The organism is Nostoc sp. (assembly GCF_036917395.1).
Classification (GTDB): domain Bacteria; phylum Cyanobacteriota; class Cyanobacteriia; order Cyanobacteriales; family Nostocaceae; genus Nostoc.
The window spans coordinates 75,561-93,151 of record NZ_JBALDI010000086.1; the positions used below are offsets into that span (position 1 = coordinate 75,561).

At 44.4% G+C, this 17,591-nt stretch carries 17 protein-coding genes and 2 pseudogenes; 10 read left to right on the forward strand and 9 right to left on the reverse strand.

What is annotated here, in order from left to right:
• The first annotated feature begins 345 nt into the window (after nt 1–345).
• Nucleotides 346–1,140 (forward strand): twin-arginine translocase subunit TatC, encoded by a 795-nt coding sequence (gene tatC / locus V7K46_RS30955; RefSeq protein WP_335120134.1) that lies wholly within the window; start codon nt 346–348, stop codon nt 1,138–1,140.
• Between the two features lie 51 nt (nt 1,141–1,191).
• A pseudogene (locus V7K46_RS30960) lies at nt 1,192–1,526 on the forward strand (tRNA-binding protein).
• Nucleotides 1,527–1,601: 75 nt separating this feature from the next.
• Here the strand turns inward: V7K46_RS30960 and V7K46_RS30965 are convergent.
• On the reverse strand, nt 1,602–1,910 hold the full coding sequence (locus V7K46_RS30965; RefSeq protein ID WP_334975889.1) for a DUF3067 family protein: 309 nt from the start codon (nt 1,908–1,910) through the stop codon (nt 1,602–1,604).
• A gap of 229 nt (nt 1,911–2,139) precedes the next feature.
• On the opposite strand from V7K46_RS30965, the gene petC reads away from it, so the two are divergent.
• The 4 genes and pseudogenes from petC to V7K46_RS30985 all read left to right on the forward strand — a co-directional run.
• Nucleotides 2,140–2,679 carry a cytochrome b6-f complex iron-sulfur subunit gene (gene petC / locus V7K46_RS30970; RefSeq protein ID WP_335120136.1) on the forward strand — a complete coding sequence of 180 codons (540 nt, stop codon included), beginning with the start codon at nt 2,140–2,142 and terminating at the stop codon, nt 2,677–2,679.
• 159 nt (nt 2,680–2,838) lie between these two features.
• Complete coding sequence (gene petA, locus V7K46_RS30975; protein ID WP_335120138.1) at nt 2,839–3,840, forward strand: cytochrome f; 1,002 nt, start codon at nt 2,839–2,841, stop codon at nt 3,838–3,840.
• 206 nt (nt 3,841–4,046) lie between these two features.
• Complete coding sequence (locus V7K46_RS30980) at nt 4,047–4,397, forward strand: DUF6717 family protein (RefSeq protein WP_335120140.1); 351 nt, start codon at nt 4,047–4,049, stop codon at nt 4,395–4,397.
• 114 nt (nt 4,398–4,511) lie between these two features.
• A pseudogene (locus V7K46_RS30985) lies at nt 4,512–4,931 on the forward strand (Uma2 family endonuclease); the annotation flags it as partial.
• 53 nt (nt 4,932–4,984) lie between these two features.
• On the opposite strand, the gene V7K46_RS30990 reads toward V7K46_RS30985, so the two are convergent.
• From V7K46_RS30990 to V7K46_RS31000, 3 genes are read right to left on the reverse strand one after another with little or no spacing between them, the layout of a single operon-like run.
• Nucleotides 4,985–5,182, reverse strand: coding sequence for a DUF6887 family protein (locus tag V7K46_RS30990; RefSeq protein WP_335120142.1), 198 nt, complete (start codon nt 5,180–5,182; stop codon nt 4,985–4,987).
• Nucleotides 5,166–5,375 (reverse strand): DUF6888 family protein, encoded by a 210-nt coding sequence (locus V7K46_RS30995; RefSeq protein WP_442939891.1) that lies wholly within the window; start codon nt 5,373–5,375, stop codon nt 5,166–5,168. Before V7K46_RS30995 ends, V7K46_RS30990 begins: the two co-directional genes overlap by 17 nt.
• 49 nt (nt 5,376–5,424) lie before the next feature.
• On the reverse strand, nt 5,425–7,014 hold the full coding sequence (locus V7K46_RS31000) for a glycoside hydrolase family 57 protein (RefSeq protein ID WP_335120144.1): 1,590 nt from the start codon (nt 7,012–7,014) through the stop codon (nt 5,425–5,427).
• A 475-nt stretch (nt 7,015–7,489) separates the two neighbouring features.
• Here V7K46_RS31000 and V7K46_RS31005 point away from each other — a divergent pair, with 475 nt between their 5' ends.
• Nucleotides 7,490–8,005, forward strand: coding sequence for a DUF7638 domain-containing protein (locus tag V7K46_RS31005; protein WP_335120146.1), 516 nt, complete (start codon nt 7,490–7,492; stop codon nt 8,003–8,005).
• A gap of 77 nt (nt 8,006–8,082) precedes the next feature.
• On the opposite strand, the gene rsgA is transcribed toward V7K46_RS31005, so the two are convergent.
• Genes rsgA through dnaJ form a run of 3 tightly spaced genes read right to left on the reverse strand, consistent with a single transcriptional unit; the run spans nt 8,083 to nt 10,582 of the window.
• Nucleotides 8,083–9,198: a small ribosomal subunit biogenesis GTPase RsgA gene (rsgA, locus tag V7K46_RS31010; protein ID WP_335120148.1), complete on the reverse strand. Its 1,116-nt coding sequence runs from the start codon at nt 9,196–9,198 to the stop codon at nt 8,083–8,085.
• Nucleotides 9,195–9,452: a sulfurtransferase TusA family protein gene (locus V7K46_RS31015; protein ID WP_334794077.1), complete on the reverse strand. Its 258-nt coding sequence runs from the start codon at nt 9,450–9,452 to the stop codon at nt 9,195–9,197. The genes rsgA and V7K46_RS31015 overlap by 4 nt, the downstream gene beginning before the upstream one ends.
• Nucleotides 9,452–10,582 (reverse strand): molecular chaperone DnaJ, encoded by a 1,131-nt coding sequence (dnaJ, locus tag V7K46_RS31020; protein ID WP_273766366.1) that lies wholly within the window; start codon nt 10,580–10,582, stop codon nt 9,452–9,454. The genes V7K46_RS31015 and dnaJ overlap by 1 nt, the downstream gene beginning before the upstream one ends.
• Nucleotides 10,583–10,749: 167 nt before the next feature.
• On the opposite strand from dnaJ, the gene V7K46_RS31025 reads away from it, so the two are divergent.
• Nucleotides 10,750–11,010 (forward strand): hypothetical protein, encoded by a 261-nt coding sequence (locus V7K46_RS31025; RefSeq protein ID WP_335120151.1) that lies wholly within the window; start codon nt 10,750–10,752, stop codon nt 11,008–11,010.
• A 198-nt stretch (nt 11,011–11,208) separates the two neighbouring features.
• Nucleotides 11,209–11,454 carry a hypothetical protein gene (locus V7K46_RS31030; RefSeq protein WP_335120153.1) on the forward strand — a complete coding sequence of 82 codons (246 nt, stop codon included), beginning with the start codon at nt 11,209–11,211 and terminating at the stop codon, nt 11,452–11,454.
• A 122-nt stretch (nt 11,455–11,576) separates the two neighbouring features.
• Here V7K46_RS31030 and dnaK read toward each other — a convergent pair whose 3' ends face one another.
• Entirely contained in the window at nt 11,577–13,535 is a 1,959-nt protein-coding gene (dnaK, locus tag V7K46_RS31035; RefSeq protein WP_335120155.1) for a molecular chaperone DnaK, read from the reverse strand.
• 246 nt (nt 13,536–13,781) lie between these two features.
• Nucleotides 13,782–14,531, reverse strand: coding sequence for a nucleotide exchange factor GrpE (grpE, locus tag V7K46_RS31040; RefSeq protein WP_335120157.1), 750 nt, complete (start codon nt 14,529–14,531; stop codon nt 13,782–13,784).
• A gap of 943 nt (nt 14,532–15,474) precedes the next feature.
• On the opposite strand from grpE, the gene V7K46_RS31045 reads away from it, so the two are divergent.
• On the forward strand, nt 15,475–17,487 hold the full coding sequence (locus tag V7K46_RS31045) for a GspE/PulE family protein (RefSeq protein ID WP_335120159.1): 2,013 nt from the start codon (nt 15,475–15,477) through the stop codon (nt 17,485–17,487).
• Nucleotides 17,488–17,591: the final 104 nt, after the last annotated feature.

Genomic DNA, 17,591 nt, shown 5'->3' on the forward strand with positions numbered 1-17,591 from the left:
CACCCTTTTTTTAGGTTAGGCATTGCCTACAAGATGTCTTCCTACTAACTTATGCAGATGCAACCCCAAAAAACAGGATAAAAAACTCATAGCACCCAAAAACATATCTTGGTAGCTGCATTCCCCGGATAAAATAATGAAGAGGGCTGAGTTAAAAGACTGCTCACAAAGGACAGGACATATATCAAGTGCATAAGTACTAATTATAAGTTAGTTCCGAGTTGCAAGTGCTAAGTGAAAAATCTTGCTCATTACTCAGCACGGGCTAAACCATAGCTATCCGCTAACAGCACGGGCTAAACGCCCAACAGCACTCAGTTACAAATGTTGCCTACTAGCTGACCCATGACGCCTTCACAAGACGTAAATAGTATAAACCTTCCCAACATCGACTCAGAAGAATATGGCAATTCAGACACTGATCCTCTTGATGAGTTGCCAGGTGAAGTCGAAATGTCCCTTTTCGACCACCTAGAAGAGTTGCGACAGCGCATTTTCTATTCGCTGATTGCCGTAGCGGTGGGTATTATTGGCTGTTTCTTTGCCGTTAAGCCGATTGTCCAGCTACTTGAGGTTCCAGCGCAAGGAGTAAAATTTCTCCAACTTGCACCGGGAGAATATTTCTTTGTCTCTCTCAAAGTTGCAGCCTATACTGGCTTTGTACTTACTAGTCCTTTCATTCTTTACCAGATTATCCAGTTTGTGCTTCCAGGAATGACTCGCCGCGAACGCCGTTTACTGGGGCCTGTAGTTTTGGGTTCGAGTGTGCTGTTTGGGGCTGGATTAGTATTTGCCTATTTACTACTTATCCCCGCAGCTTTGAAATTTTTCATTAGTTACGGAGCAGATGTAGTTGAACAACTTTGGTCAATTGATAAATATTTTGAATTTGTGCTGCTACTGTTATTCAGCACTGGTTTAGCATTTCAAATTCCCATTATCCAATTGTTGCTTGGTAATTTAAATATTGTTTCCTCTAAACGGATGGTTTCTGGTTGGCGTTACGTGATTATGGGAGCAGTGGTTTTAGGAGCCGTCCTTACACCTTCTACTGACCCCCTAACTCAAAGTCTTTTAGCGGGAGCAGTTTTAGCACTTTACTTCGGTGGTGTTGGACTGGTTAAGCTCACAGGTAAATAATGCGATCGCATTGCTTCAATTCAAAATAAACAAATCTCATTTTACAAATAAATGAGACAAGTTAGTTATGATGACTTGAAAAAAGTTGAGATTTATATTGGCAAAATCATCAAAGTGAAAGAGTTTCTCAGAGCTAAAAAACCAGCTTATAAATTGTGGATAGATTTTGGTGATTTGGGTATTAAAAAATCTAGTGTCCAAATTACTAAATTTTATGAGCAAGAGGAATTAATCAACTGATTAATATTAGCCGTTACTAACTTTCCACCCCCTCAAGTAGCTGATTTAATCTCGGAATTTTTAGTCTTGGGAGTGGTTTTAGACATGGAGAAGTTGTATTAATTCAGCCAGATAAAGATGTAGCGGTGGGCAAAAGAATTTTATAGCACGTTATAGCGTTTTTGGATAAAAAACACTGTGATTACTCAGAAACTTATTAATAATATTAATGGAATAGTAGGTCATAATATCCATTCCGAAGCGCGTTCACCCAAATCTAGAGGAATGCTAACAGCTTTACCGAGCCGGGGGCGATCGCGTGTTTGGGCAATAAATGTTTGTACTTGTATTGACCCACCCAAGGCATGAAGATAATTAGCAATGCTATCAAGATGCTCTTGGTACTCCGCCTCGCTCAAGGGAAAAGAAGCTTGCTCCAGGTATTTCCACATTACTTGCAAAAATATCTTTCCCTGTGCCCGCCGGAACTGGACATCGTAAGAGTATCCCCACTTATCAAGCAATATCTGATGTAATTCCTGTCCTGTCATAGCTTTTCTCAATCAGATTTTACATTTAGTTATGATGTTAAGTTCCGTGACTCCAGTATGATAAGGATATAAAGAAATGTAATGCTAACAGAAAAGATGCTAAATATATCTTGGAACAGAGAAGTATGGCATCGTTGTGAGCGCTAGCATTTCGACTTAGACAAGAGTTCCTTAGGTACTAGTACTTTTGTCAAAATGCTTAACAAAATACACAAAGAGCGCGTAAATTATGGCTCAATTTTCTGAATCAGCAGACGTGCCCGATATGGGGCGTCGTCAGTTCATGAATCTGCTCACTTTTGGGACTGTCACTGGAGTGGCTCTGGGTGCATTGTATCCCGTTGTCAAGTACTTTATTCCACCCGCTAGTGGTGGTGCTGGTGGCGGTGTAACGGCAAAAGACGAGCTAGGTAACGATGTTAGCGTCGCTAAATTTCTAGAAAACCGGAATGCAGGCGATCGCAACTTAGTCCAAGGACTAAAGGGAGATCCCACCTATATTGTGGTAGACAGCAAAGAGGCAATCAAAGATTATGGCATTAACGCCATCTGCACTCACTTAGGTTGTGTCGTCCCCTGGAACGTTGCTGAGAACAAGTTTAAATGCCCTTGTCATGGTTCTCAATACGATGCAACTGGTAAGGTTGTCCGGGGTCCAGCACCTCTGTCTCTGCCTTTGGCCCATACCAATGTAAACAACGACAAAATCGTTTTGACCCCTTGGACTGAAACCGACTTCCGCACAGGTGATGCACCTTGGTGGGCTTAATCAGTGCTGTTAGCGGATAGCTATGGTTTAGCCCGTACTGAATGCTGAGTTAAAAGTCTAGAGTCCAAAGTCTAAATTTTAGACTCCTAACTCCTAGCTCGCAACTTTTGAACCTCGACTGTTGACCAATCCATCAGAGAATCGTTGCCCTTATTAGAGATGAGAAATGTTTTCATAACAGCGAGGTTAACTCGCAGTGCTAGAGCGATTGTAAAAACATTGCTCATAGCGATCGCTACCCTGACATTTTACTTCACCAGCGATCTAGCTCTTCCCCAATCTGCTGCTGCCTATCCTTTTTGGGCACAGCAAACCTATCCCGAAACTCCCCGCGAACCAACTGGGCGGATTGTTTGTGCCAACTGTCACCTAGCGGCCAAGCCGACAGTTGTGGAAGTTCCTCAATCGGTGCTACCTGACACTGTATTTAAAGCAGTGGTGAAAATTCCTTACGATCTCACTGCCCAGCAGGTTGGTGCCGATGGTTCCAAGGTTGGCTTGAACGTCGGTGCTGTACTGATGCTACCTGAAGGCTTTAAGATTGCTCCTGAAGACCGTCTTTCCGAGGAACTTAAAGAAGAAATTGGCGACACTCCCTTCCAACCCTACAGCGAAGACAAAGAAAATGTCGTCATCGTCGGGCCTTTACCTGGTGAACAGTATCAGGAAATCGTCTTCCCGGTTCTTTCTCCCAACCCCGCAACCGATAAAAACATCCACTTCGGTAAATATTCAGTTCACTTAGGTGCTAATAGGGGACGCGGACAAGTTTATCCCACTGGTGAAAAGAGCAACAATACTGTTTACAACGCTTCCGCTACTGGCACAATTACCAAGATTGCCAAAGAGGAAGATGGAGACGGTAACGTTAAATATCTAGTCAACATCCAACCTGAATCTGGTGATGTTGTCGTTGATCCGATTCCTGTAGGGCCAGAACTACTTGTTTCCGAAGGGCAAGCAGTTAAAACTGGTGATGCTTTGACCAGCAACCCGAATGTTGGTGGATTCGGTCAATCAGATACAGAAATCGTATTGCAAGATGTCTCTAGAGTCAAAGGGATGATTGCGTTCGTCGCTCTTGTGATGTTAGCTCAAGTTATGCTTGTGCTGAAGAAGAAGCAGGTTGAGAAAGTCCAAGCTGCTGAAATGAATTTCTAAATTCTCTGTTAAATCATTACTTACGAGACAGGCTTGTTGCCTGTCTTTTTTAACGTTAGTTACACGAAGCCTGGAAATTTGGGACTTATACCATTTCATACAAACCCTGATACATACAGATTTATGGTAGGGAAGCATTGCTGTGCCCCTACCAGCGTATTTGTATGATTATTAAAGTGAAACAGTATAAACTGCTAGTAAACTTTATGAACTCAATCATGGTTATTCATCCCTATAAGTTCGGCGAGATGTGGGTGTTTGACGATGACAAGGTAGGTCTAGTTCAAGAGCCTTTCGTGGCAGGGTCAGACGAAATTATTGAAAGAATGGTGGCACAGATTCCAGATGCAGAGTCAGGGTTCAGTTTGGTATTTTCTGCATTTCCCTTTCCTGGATACCAGATTAAGTTTGACTGGCGGCGTGAAGAATATGGAGGTAACTGGTATTACAGTGAAAATTTAGATCGGGAAGGATGGCTCTGCCCTGCTCTATTTAAGTATTTTGATGAGGCTCCCAAAGAGTTTTACGCTCAGTTCAAAGCGAAAACAAAGTTGTAAAGCTTGTAATGCATAGCAGACTTTTTTATACCTAAAACTTGAAGCGCACAGCAAATGATTAACAAAGATACTGCCGAGCATTATTTATAGGGTAATAGTCGCTCTTACAAAACCTGGGAAGAAAATAATCAAACCCCAAATTTTGTTCTAGAGATTACCTCAAAAACCACCCGCAGCAAAGACCAAGGGGCAAAGAAAGGAATTTACGCCTTTCTGGGAGTGCGTGAATATTTCCAATATGATCCTACAGGCGATTATCTCAATCCCCAACTCCAGGGTTTACACTTGGTTGATGGGAATTATTTCCCTGTGGCAATTAATACCTTGCGAGATGGTACAGTATCCCTACCCAGTGAAGTTTTGGGGCTAGAGTTACGCCTGGAAGCAGGAAAACTACGTTTTTACGATCTAACTAGGAGTCAAACACTTTTAATTCATAAAGAGGAAGCAGCTGCACGACAAGCCGCAGAAGAGAAAGCGCAAAGATTAGCTGCTAAACTTCGAGAATTAAACATTGATCCAGATAGCCTTTAGGGTGGATAAATAACACCAACCCTACTCTTGCTTACTGAAGTTAGACAATAATCTCAAAGTTCTCCATTAATCTTGCGCCTGATGATTTCCATCTGGGCTTGCATATCAGCTTCTGTCACAGGTATAGGATAGCCTTTAAAATTAGGATCACGTTTGCTTATCAAAAAACGTAGAGCCTCAACGTCTTCGCGGTTTTCCACGACGTAAGCTCTCAACTCTGTAAAACTCATTTGCTCATAATTCTGGTTCATTGACAAAATCCCAGATTCCATTATTTAGTACAATGACTTGCAGTTCATCTCCAGCTAGGATGTAAACTTGTCCTGTTTTGTCGTCAAATCGAAATAAGCGGATGTCTTTGTAAAGATTTGACAGCATTTGACAAACCCTTACACAGACTAAGGCTTGCTCTGTGTATTGGTATAAACATTCCTCACTACTAATATAAGGTGGACAATGCCCACCTTACTGCTGTTGATTACTTTATGTGAGACTATAGCGGACGATAGACGCGATAGTTGATTTCGGGGAAGATATTATCCATTAACTCGACTTTTTCTAACCAACCACTGTCAATTTTGCCGATTTTCACATCTTCGTAGAGCTTATTAAACCGCATCAGATGCGATCGCGTCCGTCTAACCGCATAGGGTACCATTGTTCCCGTCCGCATAATAAATGCCCAGTCAGAAGATTGTGCTAATAGCAGTTCCCGCGCCGCTTGGTTGAGCGCTTTGCACCCCAATTCATCCTCTGGTTCCAAATGCGAGATTTCAATCATCCGTTCCGCGGCTTTGTGCAAATGCGGATAAATCCACGCATTCGTTTCATTCAACCAATACTCGTGGAAACCCTTAAAACCCCAACTTGACTGCGAAGGACGACAGACTTGCTGATTTGGCTGATCCCGCAAATAGTCTGCTAAATGCGTCATTGCATAGGTTTCTTGGTCATACCACGACTTGCGGAATAGGTAATCGATGAACCAAGGGCCTTCATACCACCAATGTCCAAATAACTCCGCGTCATAGGGCGAAACGACAATTGGTGGGCGCTGCATCATAGCATAGAGATGTTCAGATTGCCGCTCTCGGTTATACATAAAATTATCAGCATGTTCTGCCGCCTTTTCTCGCGCCCAATACGGATCGTAAAGTGCTTTATCTGATAGACCTAAGCCACGCCCCGTGATTTTGTGATACTTAATGCCCGTATTTTTCCGTTGACCATTGGGCATGATGTAGGGCTTGATATACTCATATTCTGCTTCCCAGCCCAAATCTTTGTAAAATTCTCGATATTCCGCCGCCCCAGGATAGCCCACCTCAGAAGACCATACCTGTTGGGACGATTCATGATCTCGACCAAAGACAGCAACACCAGTTTCTGTATAAATTGGGGCATAAGTACCAAAGCGTGGACGGGGACGGGCGTAAAGGATGCCATGCCCATCAGTCAGGAAGTAGCGTAATCCAGCATCGGCTAGCATCCGCTCTAAACCTTCATAGTAGGCGCATTCAGGCAACCAAATGCCTCTGGGTGCTTGTCCAAAGGTTTGTTCGTAATGTTCGCAGGCTACCTGAATTTGCGCCCACACTGCTTCTGGATACATTTTCATCAACGGTAAATACCCGTGGGTAGCGCCGCAAGTAATGATTTCCAGGTTGTTACTGTCTTGGAACTTCTTAAAAGCTGTAACTAAGTCACCCTTGTAGTGTTCCCATAGCTGACGCGCTTCTTTAAACTCAGTAGCGTAATATTCGGCTAAATAACGAAGATGCCCGTTATTGACATTATGTTCTGCTTCTAGTTGTATAAGTTCTTCTAGTTGAGCTAAGTGTGCGTCATAGCGTTCTTGCAGCAGAGGATCACGAAGCATCGACACTAGAGGAGGTGTCATGCTCATCGTGATTTTAAAATCGATACCGTCTCGCTTTAAGCCTTCAAATACTTTCAATAAGGGGATGTAAGTTTCTGTGATGGCTTCATAGAGCCATTCTTCCTCCAGCACGTAGTCACTTTCCGGGTGACGAACGAAGGGCAGATGTGCATGGAGTACAAGCGCGACGTAGCCGATAGCCATAGTGATTTTGGGGTGATACTTGTAAGTTGAAGGTTGAGAAGTTGGGCTGAAATTAACAATATTTTAAGACTTTATGGGGATCGTAAGAATAGTTTTCAATATGAGTTAAATACAGTCTTTGTAGAGGTACAGCCAATATTGTTGTGCCTCCACTGCGTGTTTTTACTGTTACGTAAAAACGTAAACTCAGTATTCTCCAAAATTTTGGGATTTGAATATTACGCAGATGATAAGCGTTCAGGGGGCCTACCAAGATCGAGCGAAGAGTACAGTACATACTGTTTGCTAAGGGAGAAGTAAATATTGGCAATAAGCACCGCAAGTATTTCATGTTCAAATCAGGCTTGGCAGTTCCTTAACTAGCCATACAAAACTGATTTAGAGAGTTATATAAAAAATTCTGCATAATAAATAGTTGTGCAAATACGTATAACTTAATAAGTCATCCGCTACTGTATAATGATGAGTTGTTATTATGTCCTTCTATAACACAATCTATCGCATAGTTGATGGTGTAACCATTCCTGGCGTATTTTTGCAAGCCTTTATCAAGAATGGAGAGCAATATTTTGTCACCGAAATTAAGGTCTACAAAGACGGTAGAATTGATTGCTGGGGGATGGTTGACTTTGATGGTTTCAAAGAAAAGGTGAGCAAAGGTTGGATTACAACTCATCTGCCTGAAGGAGCAAGAGTCTCAATGATGGTGTCTGGTCTTAATTTCACCGCCTATCAAGTGAAGTCAAGAGTTGAGGAGCAGGAGTTTGTAAAAGAAGTTAAAGACGAGATCCGACGACTCAATGGGCAGCTAACAACAACAGAGATTTGCCGACAGGCATTAACACAATACAAACATGAGCCAAATGAGACAAATAAGGAGTATTTGCGCCAAGCCTATGATGCTGTTCCTAAACACTGTCGTATATATTTAGGTGATATGGACGACAAAGATTCGGAATATCGCTCAATTTTAAACAGATGGAGCGACTAGGAGGAACCAACATCGGTACAACATTTCATTAATAGATAGAAATGTGTAGGTGCAGCCCGTCGTAGACATCGCACACTTTATTCCTCGTCTCGATATAATTCCTGCAAGTCTTGTAACTGAGTCTTGCGGGAAATTCGACGATATTTTTTACTTTCTAACTTGGGTTCGTATTGACTCTGCCCTTTGCCTTTGCTTTTGCTTTTTAACTTCATGGTGGATTCTGGATCGGCTTGTTGGTGCATCTGTGTTTGATGAGCGATCGCAGCATCCAAAAATTCTAAATAATGTTCATATCGTTCCCAGTCTCCCCGCACCGCACACTCAGGCTCGTCTCGATGCAGACAATCACTAAACCGACAGCTAGCAACTGCTAACCGCTTTCTTGCTTCAGGGAAATAATGGATTAATTCTTCTGGGATACAATCCATATCAGGCTGATTAAAGCCGGGAGTGTCTGCCAGTAAACCACCGCTAGGTAACTCAAATAATTCTATATGGCGAGTGGTATGACGACCACGAGCTAATTTACCAGAAACTTCTCCCACTCGCAGTTCAAGAGAATCAATTAGTGTATTAATCAGGCTGGATTTACCAACGCCGGAAGGCCCAGCAATTACAGTAATTTTATTGCTCAAATATCTGTCTGCTTGGTCGGTATTTATACCATCCTTGACACTGATAAATATTGGTTGATAGCCCCAACCAAGTAAGCGATCGCTAACTTGCTGCTGTTCCTGTTGTGAAATTAAATCACTTTTATTCAAGCATAAAAGCACATCCAAACCAGTAGACTCAGCTTTAATTAAAAACCGACTCAGTTGATAAGGTTCTAAAGGTGGATCAGCTACGGCAAATACCAAGAGAATTTGGTTGACATTGGCGATCGCTGGACGATCTAATTCGCTTTGGCGGGGTAAAACATCAGCGATCGCTCCTCGCCCCCCAGCCCAATCTGGCTCTTCTACCACAACGCGATCGCCTACCATTACCTGTTGCCCGATTTTTTTCAAGCGTGTTCTCCGGGTACAAAGTAGGACAGGGGGATAAGGAAGATGAGGATCTTGCTCCCCCATCTCCCTGATCTCCCTCATCTCCCCACCCTCTTGATCCAGCTGTACTCGGTAAAAATTAGCCTGTACAGCCAGCACCGTACCCAATAACTGTCCAGTTGCGGCAAAATTTTCCCCTGTCATTGCCCAGTAATTGGACGGCGCACTAACAGAGAAAAATAACCAGTGCAGTCTGTAATTTGTTCCACCTGATAACCTGCCATTGTCAGACTATCAGGAACCTGCTCAATCGGTTCACCAGGGTCGAGCCAGACTTCTAGCAAACCTCCCAATGGCATTTTTTCCAGACGTAGTTTTGTCCGCACGAAATTAATTGGGCAAGGGGTGCCGCGCAAATCAAGTTGAGCATCGGGAATTAAAACAGAAGAGGGCTTCATCACTTAAATAAATTTCCCAAGAATCCTTCTAGACCGCCTTTACCAGTGCGATCTCCCTTAATTTTAGCCAGCTTTTCCAACAGTTCCCTCTCCTCTGGGGTCACTTTGTTGGGAATATCAATTAATACGTTTAGCATGTGATCCCCACGACTAACGGGATTACCCAAACGGGGTACGCCGCGATTTTCTAATTTCATCACCGTATTGGGCTGGGTTCCAGCTGGAATGATCAGTTCTACAGGGCCATCTACCGTATCTACCTCTAACCGACAACCTAAAATCGCTTGCAGGTAGCTAACTTTGATTTCCGAGAGAATATTAATGCCATCCCGTTGGAATTCCTCGTCCTCATTCACGAACAAGTAAACGTACAAATCCCCAGCAGGGCCATTACGTTGTCCAGCATCTCCTTCACTAGAAATCCGCAAGCGTGTGCCATTATCCACCCCAGCTGGAATGGTAATTTTGAGTTTCTTGGTTACTTGATTTGCGCCCTTCCCATCACAGGCATCACACTTATCTTCAATTACCATCCCTGTTCCATTACACGTGGGACAAGTCGAGACTTGGGTGAAACTGCCAAAGGGTGTTCTGGTGACACGGCGGACTTGACCCGATCCGCTACAAGTAGAACAAGTCCGAGGGCGGGTTCCAGGTTTAGCACCAGAACCGCTACAGACTTCACAATTTTCTAAATGTGAAATGCGAATTTCTTTTTCACCACCAAATACCGCTTCCCGAAAGTCTAACTTCAAGTCTAGCCGCAGGTCATCACCTCTGGCAGGCCCACTGCGCCGTCTTTGTTGGGTGGGACTACCCATACCGCCAGCAAAGCCACTAAAAATGCTTTCAAAGATATCAGCAAAACCGCCCATATCGCCGACATCTTGGAAGCCAGCGCCAGCAGCACCTGACACACCCTCTGGACCAAAGCGATCGTAACGAGCGCGGGTTTCTGGTTCCGAGAGTACCTCATAAGCGCGGTTAATTTCTTTAAAGCGATCCTCCGCCCCGGGTTCTTTGTTCACATCTGGGTGATACTTCCGGGCTAAACGGCGATAGGCTTGTTTGATTTCTTCTTTGTCGGTGTCACGAGAGACACCCAGGATTTCATAATAGTCGCGGGCCATATAGCAAAGGTAAAAGTTAGAAGGAAGAAAGCAGAAGGCAGTAGAACGTCACTCACGGCCACTTACTACCCTACGAGAAGGAGTTTTGCCTATAGACTCTGGAAGAGCAATGCAGTGTCCTTCAGAGGGTGGCTGGCCAAAGGCCAGGTAGAAGATAAAATTAATTTTTGTTAATAACTGATTTTACCCTTTACCTTTTACAAAAATCACCGACAAATCTTGAGCAACAGATGCTTTCATCGTGGGAGACGACAAAAGCTACAGAAGTTAGGATCAGGGCAAGCCTCTGCTCAGACTTCTCACTGCCGAGTCGGCTGTCTCTTTTACAATTGTGCTACGTAGCAGAGGAAAACCCCGCCCATCAACCAGAGGGGCTAGCCGCACTATTAGGTGTGGAAAACCACCCATCTGCTTTGGATCGCATCTGAACTGGCATACTGTCTAGCCCACAGTAATTTGCTTCTACAATCTAGCAAACGGCTGGGGTCTTGTGAAACTTCATTAAATTTATAATCAATATATTTAGATATATTAAAGTGTCTTAATAAAAATCTGCAAGTTAGGGGAGTGGGGAAGAGGCAGAGGTGCAAAAGAGCAGAGGGCCAGGGGAATACTAATAATGCCCAATGACGCCAGCTGCTTCTCCTGTTCAAAGACGCTTCTCTACCAGAGGCTTTGCCAACGCGAACAAGGATAGCGAGTCGTCTCCCAAAGGGAGACGATGCCGCGCAACGAGCGTCGGGAACCTCCCGGCGGGAAAGCTAGTCGCCTCCAACGGGTTTCCCGCCGGAGAGCGCTGGACTCACCGCAACGCACTGGCTCCCCAATACAACTTTTGGAGAGGCTGCGCCCTATGCGTAGCTATGCCGTAGGCTTTACGACGCCGGCTCCATCGAGTGACTTGTGCTGAGTTTAGCCTGAGCGGCGTCGTTGGCGCAGCCTCTCGAAGAGAAGCAAGCCGAGATGCTCAGTACAAGTGCCCAATGCCCAACCCCTAATCTATCGCCTCATAATCAACCTGGGCAGTACTTTCTTCGTCAAAATCAAAGTTGAATTGTGGTATGAGTGTGCCATTCATGGGTGAGTCTATTTCTGGGGTAAAGAGACTAGTTGAAGCCTCCTCAATGTCATCACTTTGACTGTTAGCTCGATTGTAGACATCGGCACCAATTGCAAACAGGGTTTGTTGGAAGTCGTCTAAGCGCTGCTTAAATTCCACTGTGGAGATGCTGGAGTCAATCATTGCAGCTTGGAGTTGTGAAACTTTTTCACTAGCCAAAGTTTTCATCTGGTCGCCGATAAAGTTGCTATTATTCTTAATTGTGGACTCGTAACTGAACAACAGATTATCTGCTTGATTTTTGAGTTCAACCAATTCTTTACGTCTTCTATCTTCTTCGGCAAACAGTTCGGCTTCTTGGCGCATTCGTTCGACTTCGTTGGTATTCAAGCCACCTGTATTGGTAATCCTAATACTCTGTTCTCGACCTGTACCTTTGTCTTGGGCAGAAACCTTAAGGATACCGTTGACATCGATTTCAAAGGATACTTCAATTTGAGGTACGCCCCGGGGAGATGGGGGGATTCCTGCCAGCAGAAACTTACCGAGACTCTTGTTATCTCGTGACATCGCCCGTTCACCTTGGAGAATGTGAATTTCTACTGAGGTTTGCCCATCAACTGCTGTGGAAAAAACTTGTGACTTACTAGTAGGAATTGTGGTGTTGCGTTCAATGATTTTGGTGAACACTTCACCCAAAGTTTCAATTCCTAAAGAGAGAGGGGTGATATCCAATAGTAAGAGATTATCGACTTCGCCACCCAACACCGCTGCTTGGATAGCAGCTCCCAATGCTACGGCTTCATCAGGGTTGACAGAGCGATCAGGAGCTTTGCCATTGAAAAATTTAATTAGCGCGTTTTGGACTGCGGGAATACGGGTAGAACCACCTACCAAAATAATCCGATCTATTGCTTGTGGTTTGAGATCCGCATCTTTGAGCGCTTGGATCATTGGTTCAATGGTAGCTTCAATTAAATCAAGTGCGAGTTCTTCAAATTTAGAGCGGCTGAGTTCCATCTCCAGATGCTTTGGGCCGGTGTCATCGGCGGTGATAAACGGCAAGTTGATGGAGGTATTCACCATGCTGGAGAGTTCAATTTTTGCCTTTTCTGCTGCTTCCCGCAGGCGTTGCAGCGCCATCTTATCTTGGGAAAGATCGATTTTATCTTGTTGCTGAAAGCGTTGCATCATCCAACGCACGATCGCATTATCAAAGTCGTCTCCACCCAAGTGGTTGTTACCACAAGTCGCCTTAACTTCAAAAACTCCATCCCCTAGTTGCAGGATCGATACGTCGAAGGTGCCACCTCCCAAGTCGAATACTAAAATTAGCTGCTCTTGGTCTTGCTTTTCCAATCCGAAAGCTAAAGCCGCAGCTGTTGGTTCGTTGATGATCCGTAGGACTTCTAGTCCAGCAATCGTGCCAGCATCTTTAGTTGCTTGTCTTTGGGCATCTGTGAAATATGCGGGTACCGTAATCACTGCCTGAGTGACTTCCTCACCCAAGAAGTTTTCCGCATCCTGCTTGAGCTTTTGCAGGATCATGGCAGATAGTTCTTGTGGCGTGTAGTTTTTTGAGCGAATTTGAACATCAACAGTATCGTCTCGACCTTTTACACAGTTATATGGGACGCGATCGCGTTCTGTTTCAGTGTCTTCCCAACGCCGCCCGATGAATCGTTTAATACTGTAAATTGTGTTTTCCGCATTCGTTACGGCTTGGCGCTTTGCCAATTGACCGACCAAGCGATCGCCACTCTTCCCAAATCCCACAATACTTGGAGTAGTTCGTCCACCTTCAGAACTAGCGATCACAAGTGGTTGACCGCCTTCTAGAACTGCGACGCAACTGTTAGTAGTGCCTAAGTCGATCCCAATAACTTTTCCCATACTTATAAGTACTTTTACTGAGTGTTTCTGCTGTAATGTGTCGCGGACTAACTTTTTGAGCTACGAACCAAGGCTAGCGGAAACAACAGCATCTAGAAATGGAGAAGATAGGGGATCAGGAGGAGATGAGGAAGCTGATTGATAATTTCACTGCCTCATCTCCTTCATCCTCTCAATGTCTCAGTAACAATGCTCGTCCTTGCAAGAAACCAGGCACTTTTGGTCAGCAAGGCAAGCAACTACAGCTTAACTGTTGGCTGAACTCGACTGATCCTCCTGTACAGCAGGTGTATCTTCCTTTGGAGCAGCTACTTTGACCATTGCATGGCGCAGCACGCGATCGCCCAAGTAATATCCGCGCACTAACTCTTCTAACACTGTTCCTTCAGGATGTTCATCCGTAGGTTCCCGCATTACTGCTTCATGGAGGTTGGGATCAAATTCTTGAGCTTCAGGACGCATTGGTGACACACCTAAGCGCTTCAAGCTATCCACTAATTGTTTGTAAACGCCTTGGTAACTTTTGTGCATGGTCATTTCACCATCAGATTGCGGTTTGAGGTGCGATCGCGCCCGCTCAAAATTATCGACTACTGGCAGCAATTCCAGAATCGTATTCCGCTTTATCTGCACTTCTAGCTCTTCTTTTTCTTTGCTAGTGCGTTTCCGGTAATTCTCAAAATCAGCGGCAATCCGCATATATTGAGTACTACGCTCTTCTAGTTGCGTTTTGAGAGACTCGATTTGTTGAGTCAGTTCTGCTAAAGCTGCTGTTTCCACTTTAGTTTTCTCAGTTGCAGCGACGCCATTATCTTGATTGAAAGTAGTCGTATCCCCCGGTATATTGGTTTGGGCTGCCACTTGCTCTGTAACCTCATTACCAGATTCATTGAAATTAATTTGGGCTGCGGAGTCACTCTTCATTGCTTGCTTTACCTCTGTTGGTTCACCCAATTGCTGGCTTATATTGTTTATCTGTCTATTTTCATCCATCATTGTCTACTCATTCCAGATGCTTTTTATGGCAGTGTATCTCCACAGCTTGCAACTGTCGTTATCCACGACTTGCCACTGAGGCTGATTTTGTTGCCGACAAGTTCCTGGAAATGATGTCACCGTCCTCTTATTGTGACAAATGGTGAACACGTTAGCCTAGACGCCACTAAGGGACTTCCAAATAAAAAAATAATCAATCGTTTTGGTAAGCAGGGGGAGCTGGCGTTGCAGGGGGAGAAGAAATCGGATAGTCGTATTGGATTACAGGAATTGAGTAATTTAATTTTTGGAAGTCGCTAAGGCGGTAACCTGAACGAGTAGTGTACATCTAGGAGTAAGTAATTTGGAAGAGTGGTGCTGAATGTGATTCGCTCCTCATCTTATTCATGAGTTAGTTTTTTCAGGAATTACTACTTAAAATTTAACCATTTATCAAATATTGTCATTCCTTCAAAAGTGCTAAGTGTTGAGTGCTGAGTCATATATTTTGAATCTTGGCTTCTACCCTATGACTGAAGGTTTGTTGATTGAGCGAGTCAGGAGTTTCAATTTTCTCTACTATTGCTTCTTTTTGACTCAACACTTAGCGATAACTCTGAACAACCGAAACCGCAGATCAGAAGTTTAGTGACTAGTAGAGCTTGGCTCAAATCCAGCTAAGTAAGTTTGTGTAAAAAATTAAACCCTTGTAGTAAGCCTTTTAGCGTTGAAGCGCTTACTACAAGCAAATTACAAAGCTTTATTTTTCTTTATATAGTTTGCTTTATTTAGGCCAAATTACTTACCATCTCAATTAACAAGACTTGGGGCAAAATCGCTTGTTAAGCCCCTTGTGAAAGGTAGGCAAACTTTTGCCTGCACTAGGACTTTTTGGTAAATGAGAATTCTGTCTCACAGTAGGGGAATACTTTAAGCAGAGGTTTTCCAAATCAATTGCTCATTTATGACTTACTTGTCACCACAACGGCGCAGTACCGCTCTAACTACCAGAACAGAGTTTTCGCCTTTCGGCAACAAGCTAGTGCAATCTGGCTATGCCAATACCGAACAGATGAGGCAGGCACTAATTGAAAGCCGCAAATCTGGCAGACCCTTAACTGAAGTACTAGAGTCAATCACTGGGCAACAACTATCGCCTGAGTTGCTCAGGCAATATAAAAAACAGCAGCTATTTGAACTTAAAATACTATACGGTGTTGAATTCCTCGATCCAGAAGTCAACCAGCTTGGCAACACGATAATCGGGAACCTGATTGAAACCCTCATTCCAGTAGATATCTGTCGTCGCCATCGTTTAGTACCACTGTCGAAACACGAAGACCAAACCCCGCCCTCAGTTTTAGTGGCGATGGTCGCTCCAGATAATCTAGAGGCTTCCGATGACCTGAACCGCATCTTGCGTCCCCAAGGCTTGGCATTGCAGCGCATGGTGATTACACAGGAAGACTACCAGCAGCTAATCAACCAATACCTGGATGAAATGGCTGTTCGGCAAAAGCACCTGGAACAAGCAAAGTTTACAGATATTAATCAGGATTTAGAAAACCTCGGAAATCTCGATATTCAGGATGCTCCTGAAGAAATGGAGGCTGATCTAGGTGCGGCGATGAAGGGTGCAGAGGATGCCCCAGTCATCAACCTAGTCAACAGAATCCTGGCTAAAGCTTTGCACGAGAAGGTTTCTGATATTCACATCGAACCGCAAGAAGAAAACTTACGCATTCGCTTTCGGAAAGATGGGGTACTGGGTGAAGCTTTCCCCCCCCTACCGAAAAAAATCATCCCGGCGCTGACAGCCCGATTTAAAATCATCTCCAATCTAGACATTGCTGAACGACGTATACCCCAAGATGGACGCATCCGGAGGATGTTTGAGGGACGTAAAGTAGACTTCCGCGTGAGCACCTTACCCAGTCGTTACGGGGAAAAGGTGGTGCTGCGGATTTTGGATAACTCCTCCACCCAACTAGGATTGAATAAGTTAATTACTGATCCAGAGACTTTACGAATTGTCCAGGATATGGTGAGCCGTCCCTTTGGTCTGATTTTGGTGACTGGGCCAACTGGTTCTGGGAAAACAACCTCGCTGTATTCTGCACTATCAGAAAAGAATGATCCCGGTATTAATATCAGTACTGTGGAAGACCCAATTGAGTACAGCCTTCCAGGAATTACTCAAGTACAGGTGATTCGGGAAAAAGGGCTGGATTTTGCTACCGCATTGCGGGCTTTCTTGCGGCAAGATCCAGATGTGCTGCTAGTGGGTGAAACGCGGGATAAAGAAACGGCAAAAACAGCAATTGAGGCTGCCTTGACGGGTCACTTGGTATTAACTACCTTACATACCAATGATGCCCCAGGAGCGATCGCTCGTTTGGGAGAAATGGGTATTGAGCCTTTCATGGTTTCTAGTTCGCTGATTGGCGTTTTAGCTCAACGTTTGGTACGGCGTGTATGTTCTGAATGTCGCATTCCCTACACTCCTACGATCAAAGAACTGGCTCGCTATGGTCTATCAGCTTCCTCAGATGTCGGAGTCACCTTTTACAAAGCTAACAGTTTGACATTAGAAGCGATCGCAGAAGCCAAAGCCAAAAATCAACTTTGCCCAGCGTGTAATGGTGTCGGCTACAAAGGGCGTTGTGGTGTTTATGAAGTCATGCGAGTTACCGAAAACCTGCAAACTCTCATCAACGAAGATGCACCCACAGAACGGATTAAGGAAGTGGCAATAGAAGAGGGCATGAAAACCTTGCTGGCTTACAGTTTGGACTTAGTGCGCCAAGGTGCTACCACTCTAGAAGAAGTAGAACGAGTGACATTTACTGATACTGGTTTGGAAGCCGAGTTAAAAGCCAAACGCAAGACTGGTCTTACCTGCCGGACTTGCGATGCCACATTGAAACCAGAATGGCTGGATTGTCCCTACTGTATGACATCTCGTTTTCAAGACTAATCATAGGTCAAGGGGAGCCAGCGCGGTCTTCTTCCATTCGTGAGAGGCTAGCGCCTGCCGTAGGATGCCCGTTCGCCGTAAGGAGAAGGGCTGTAGGGAGAAGC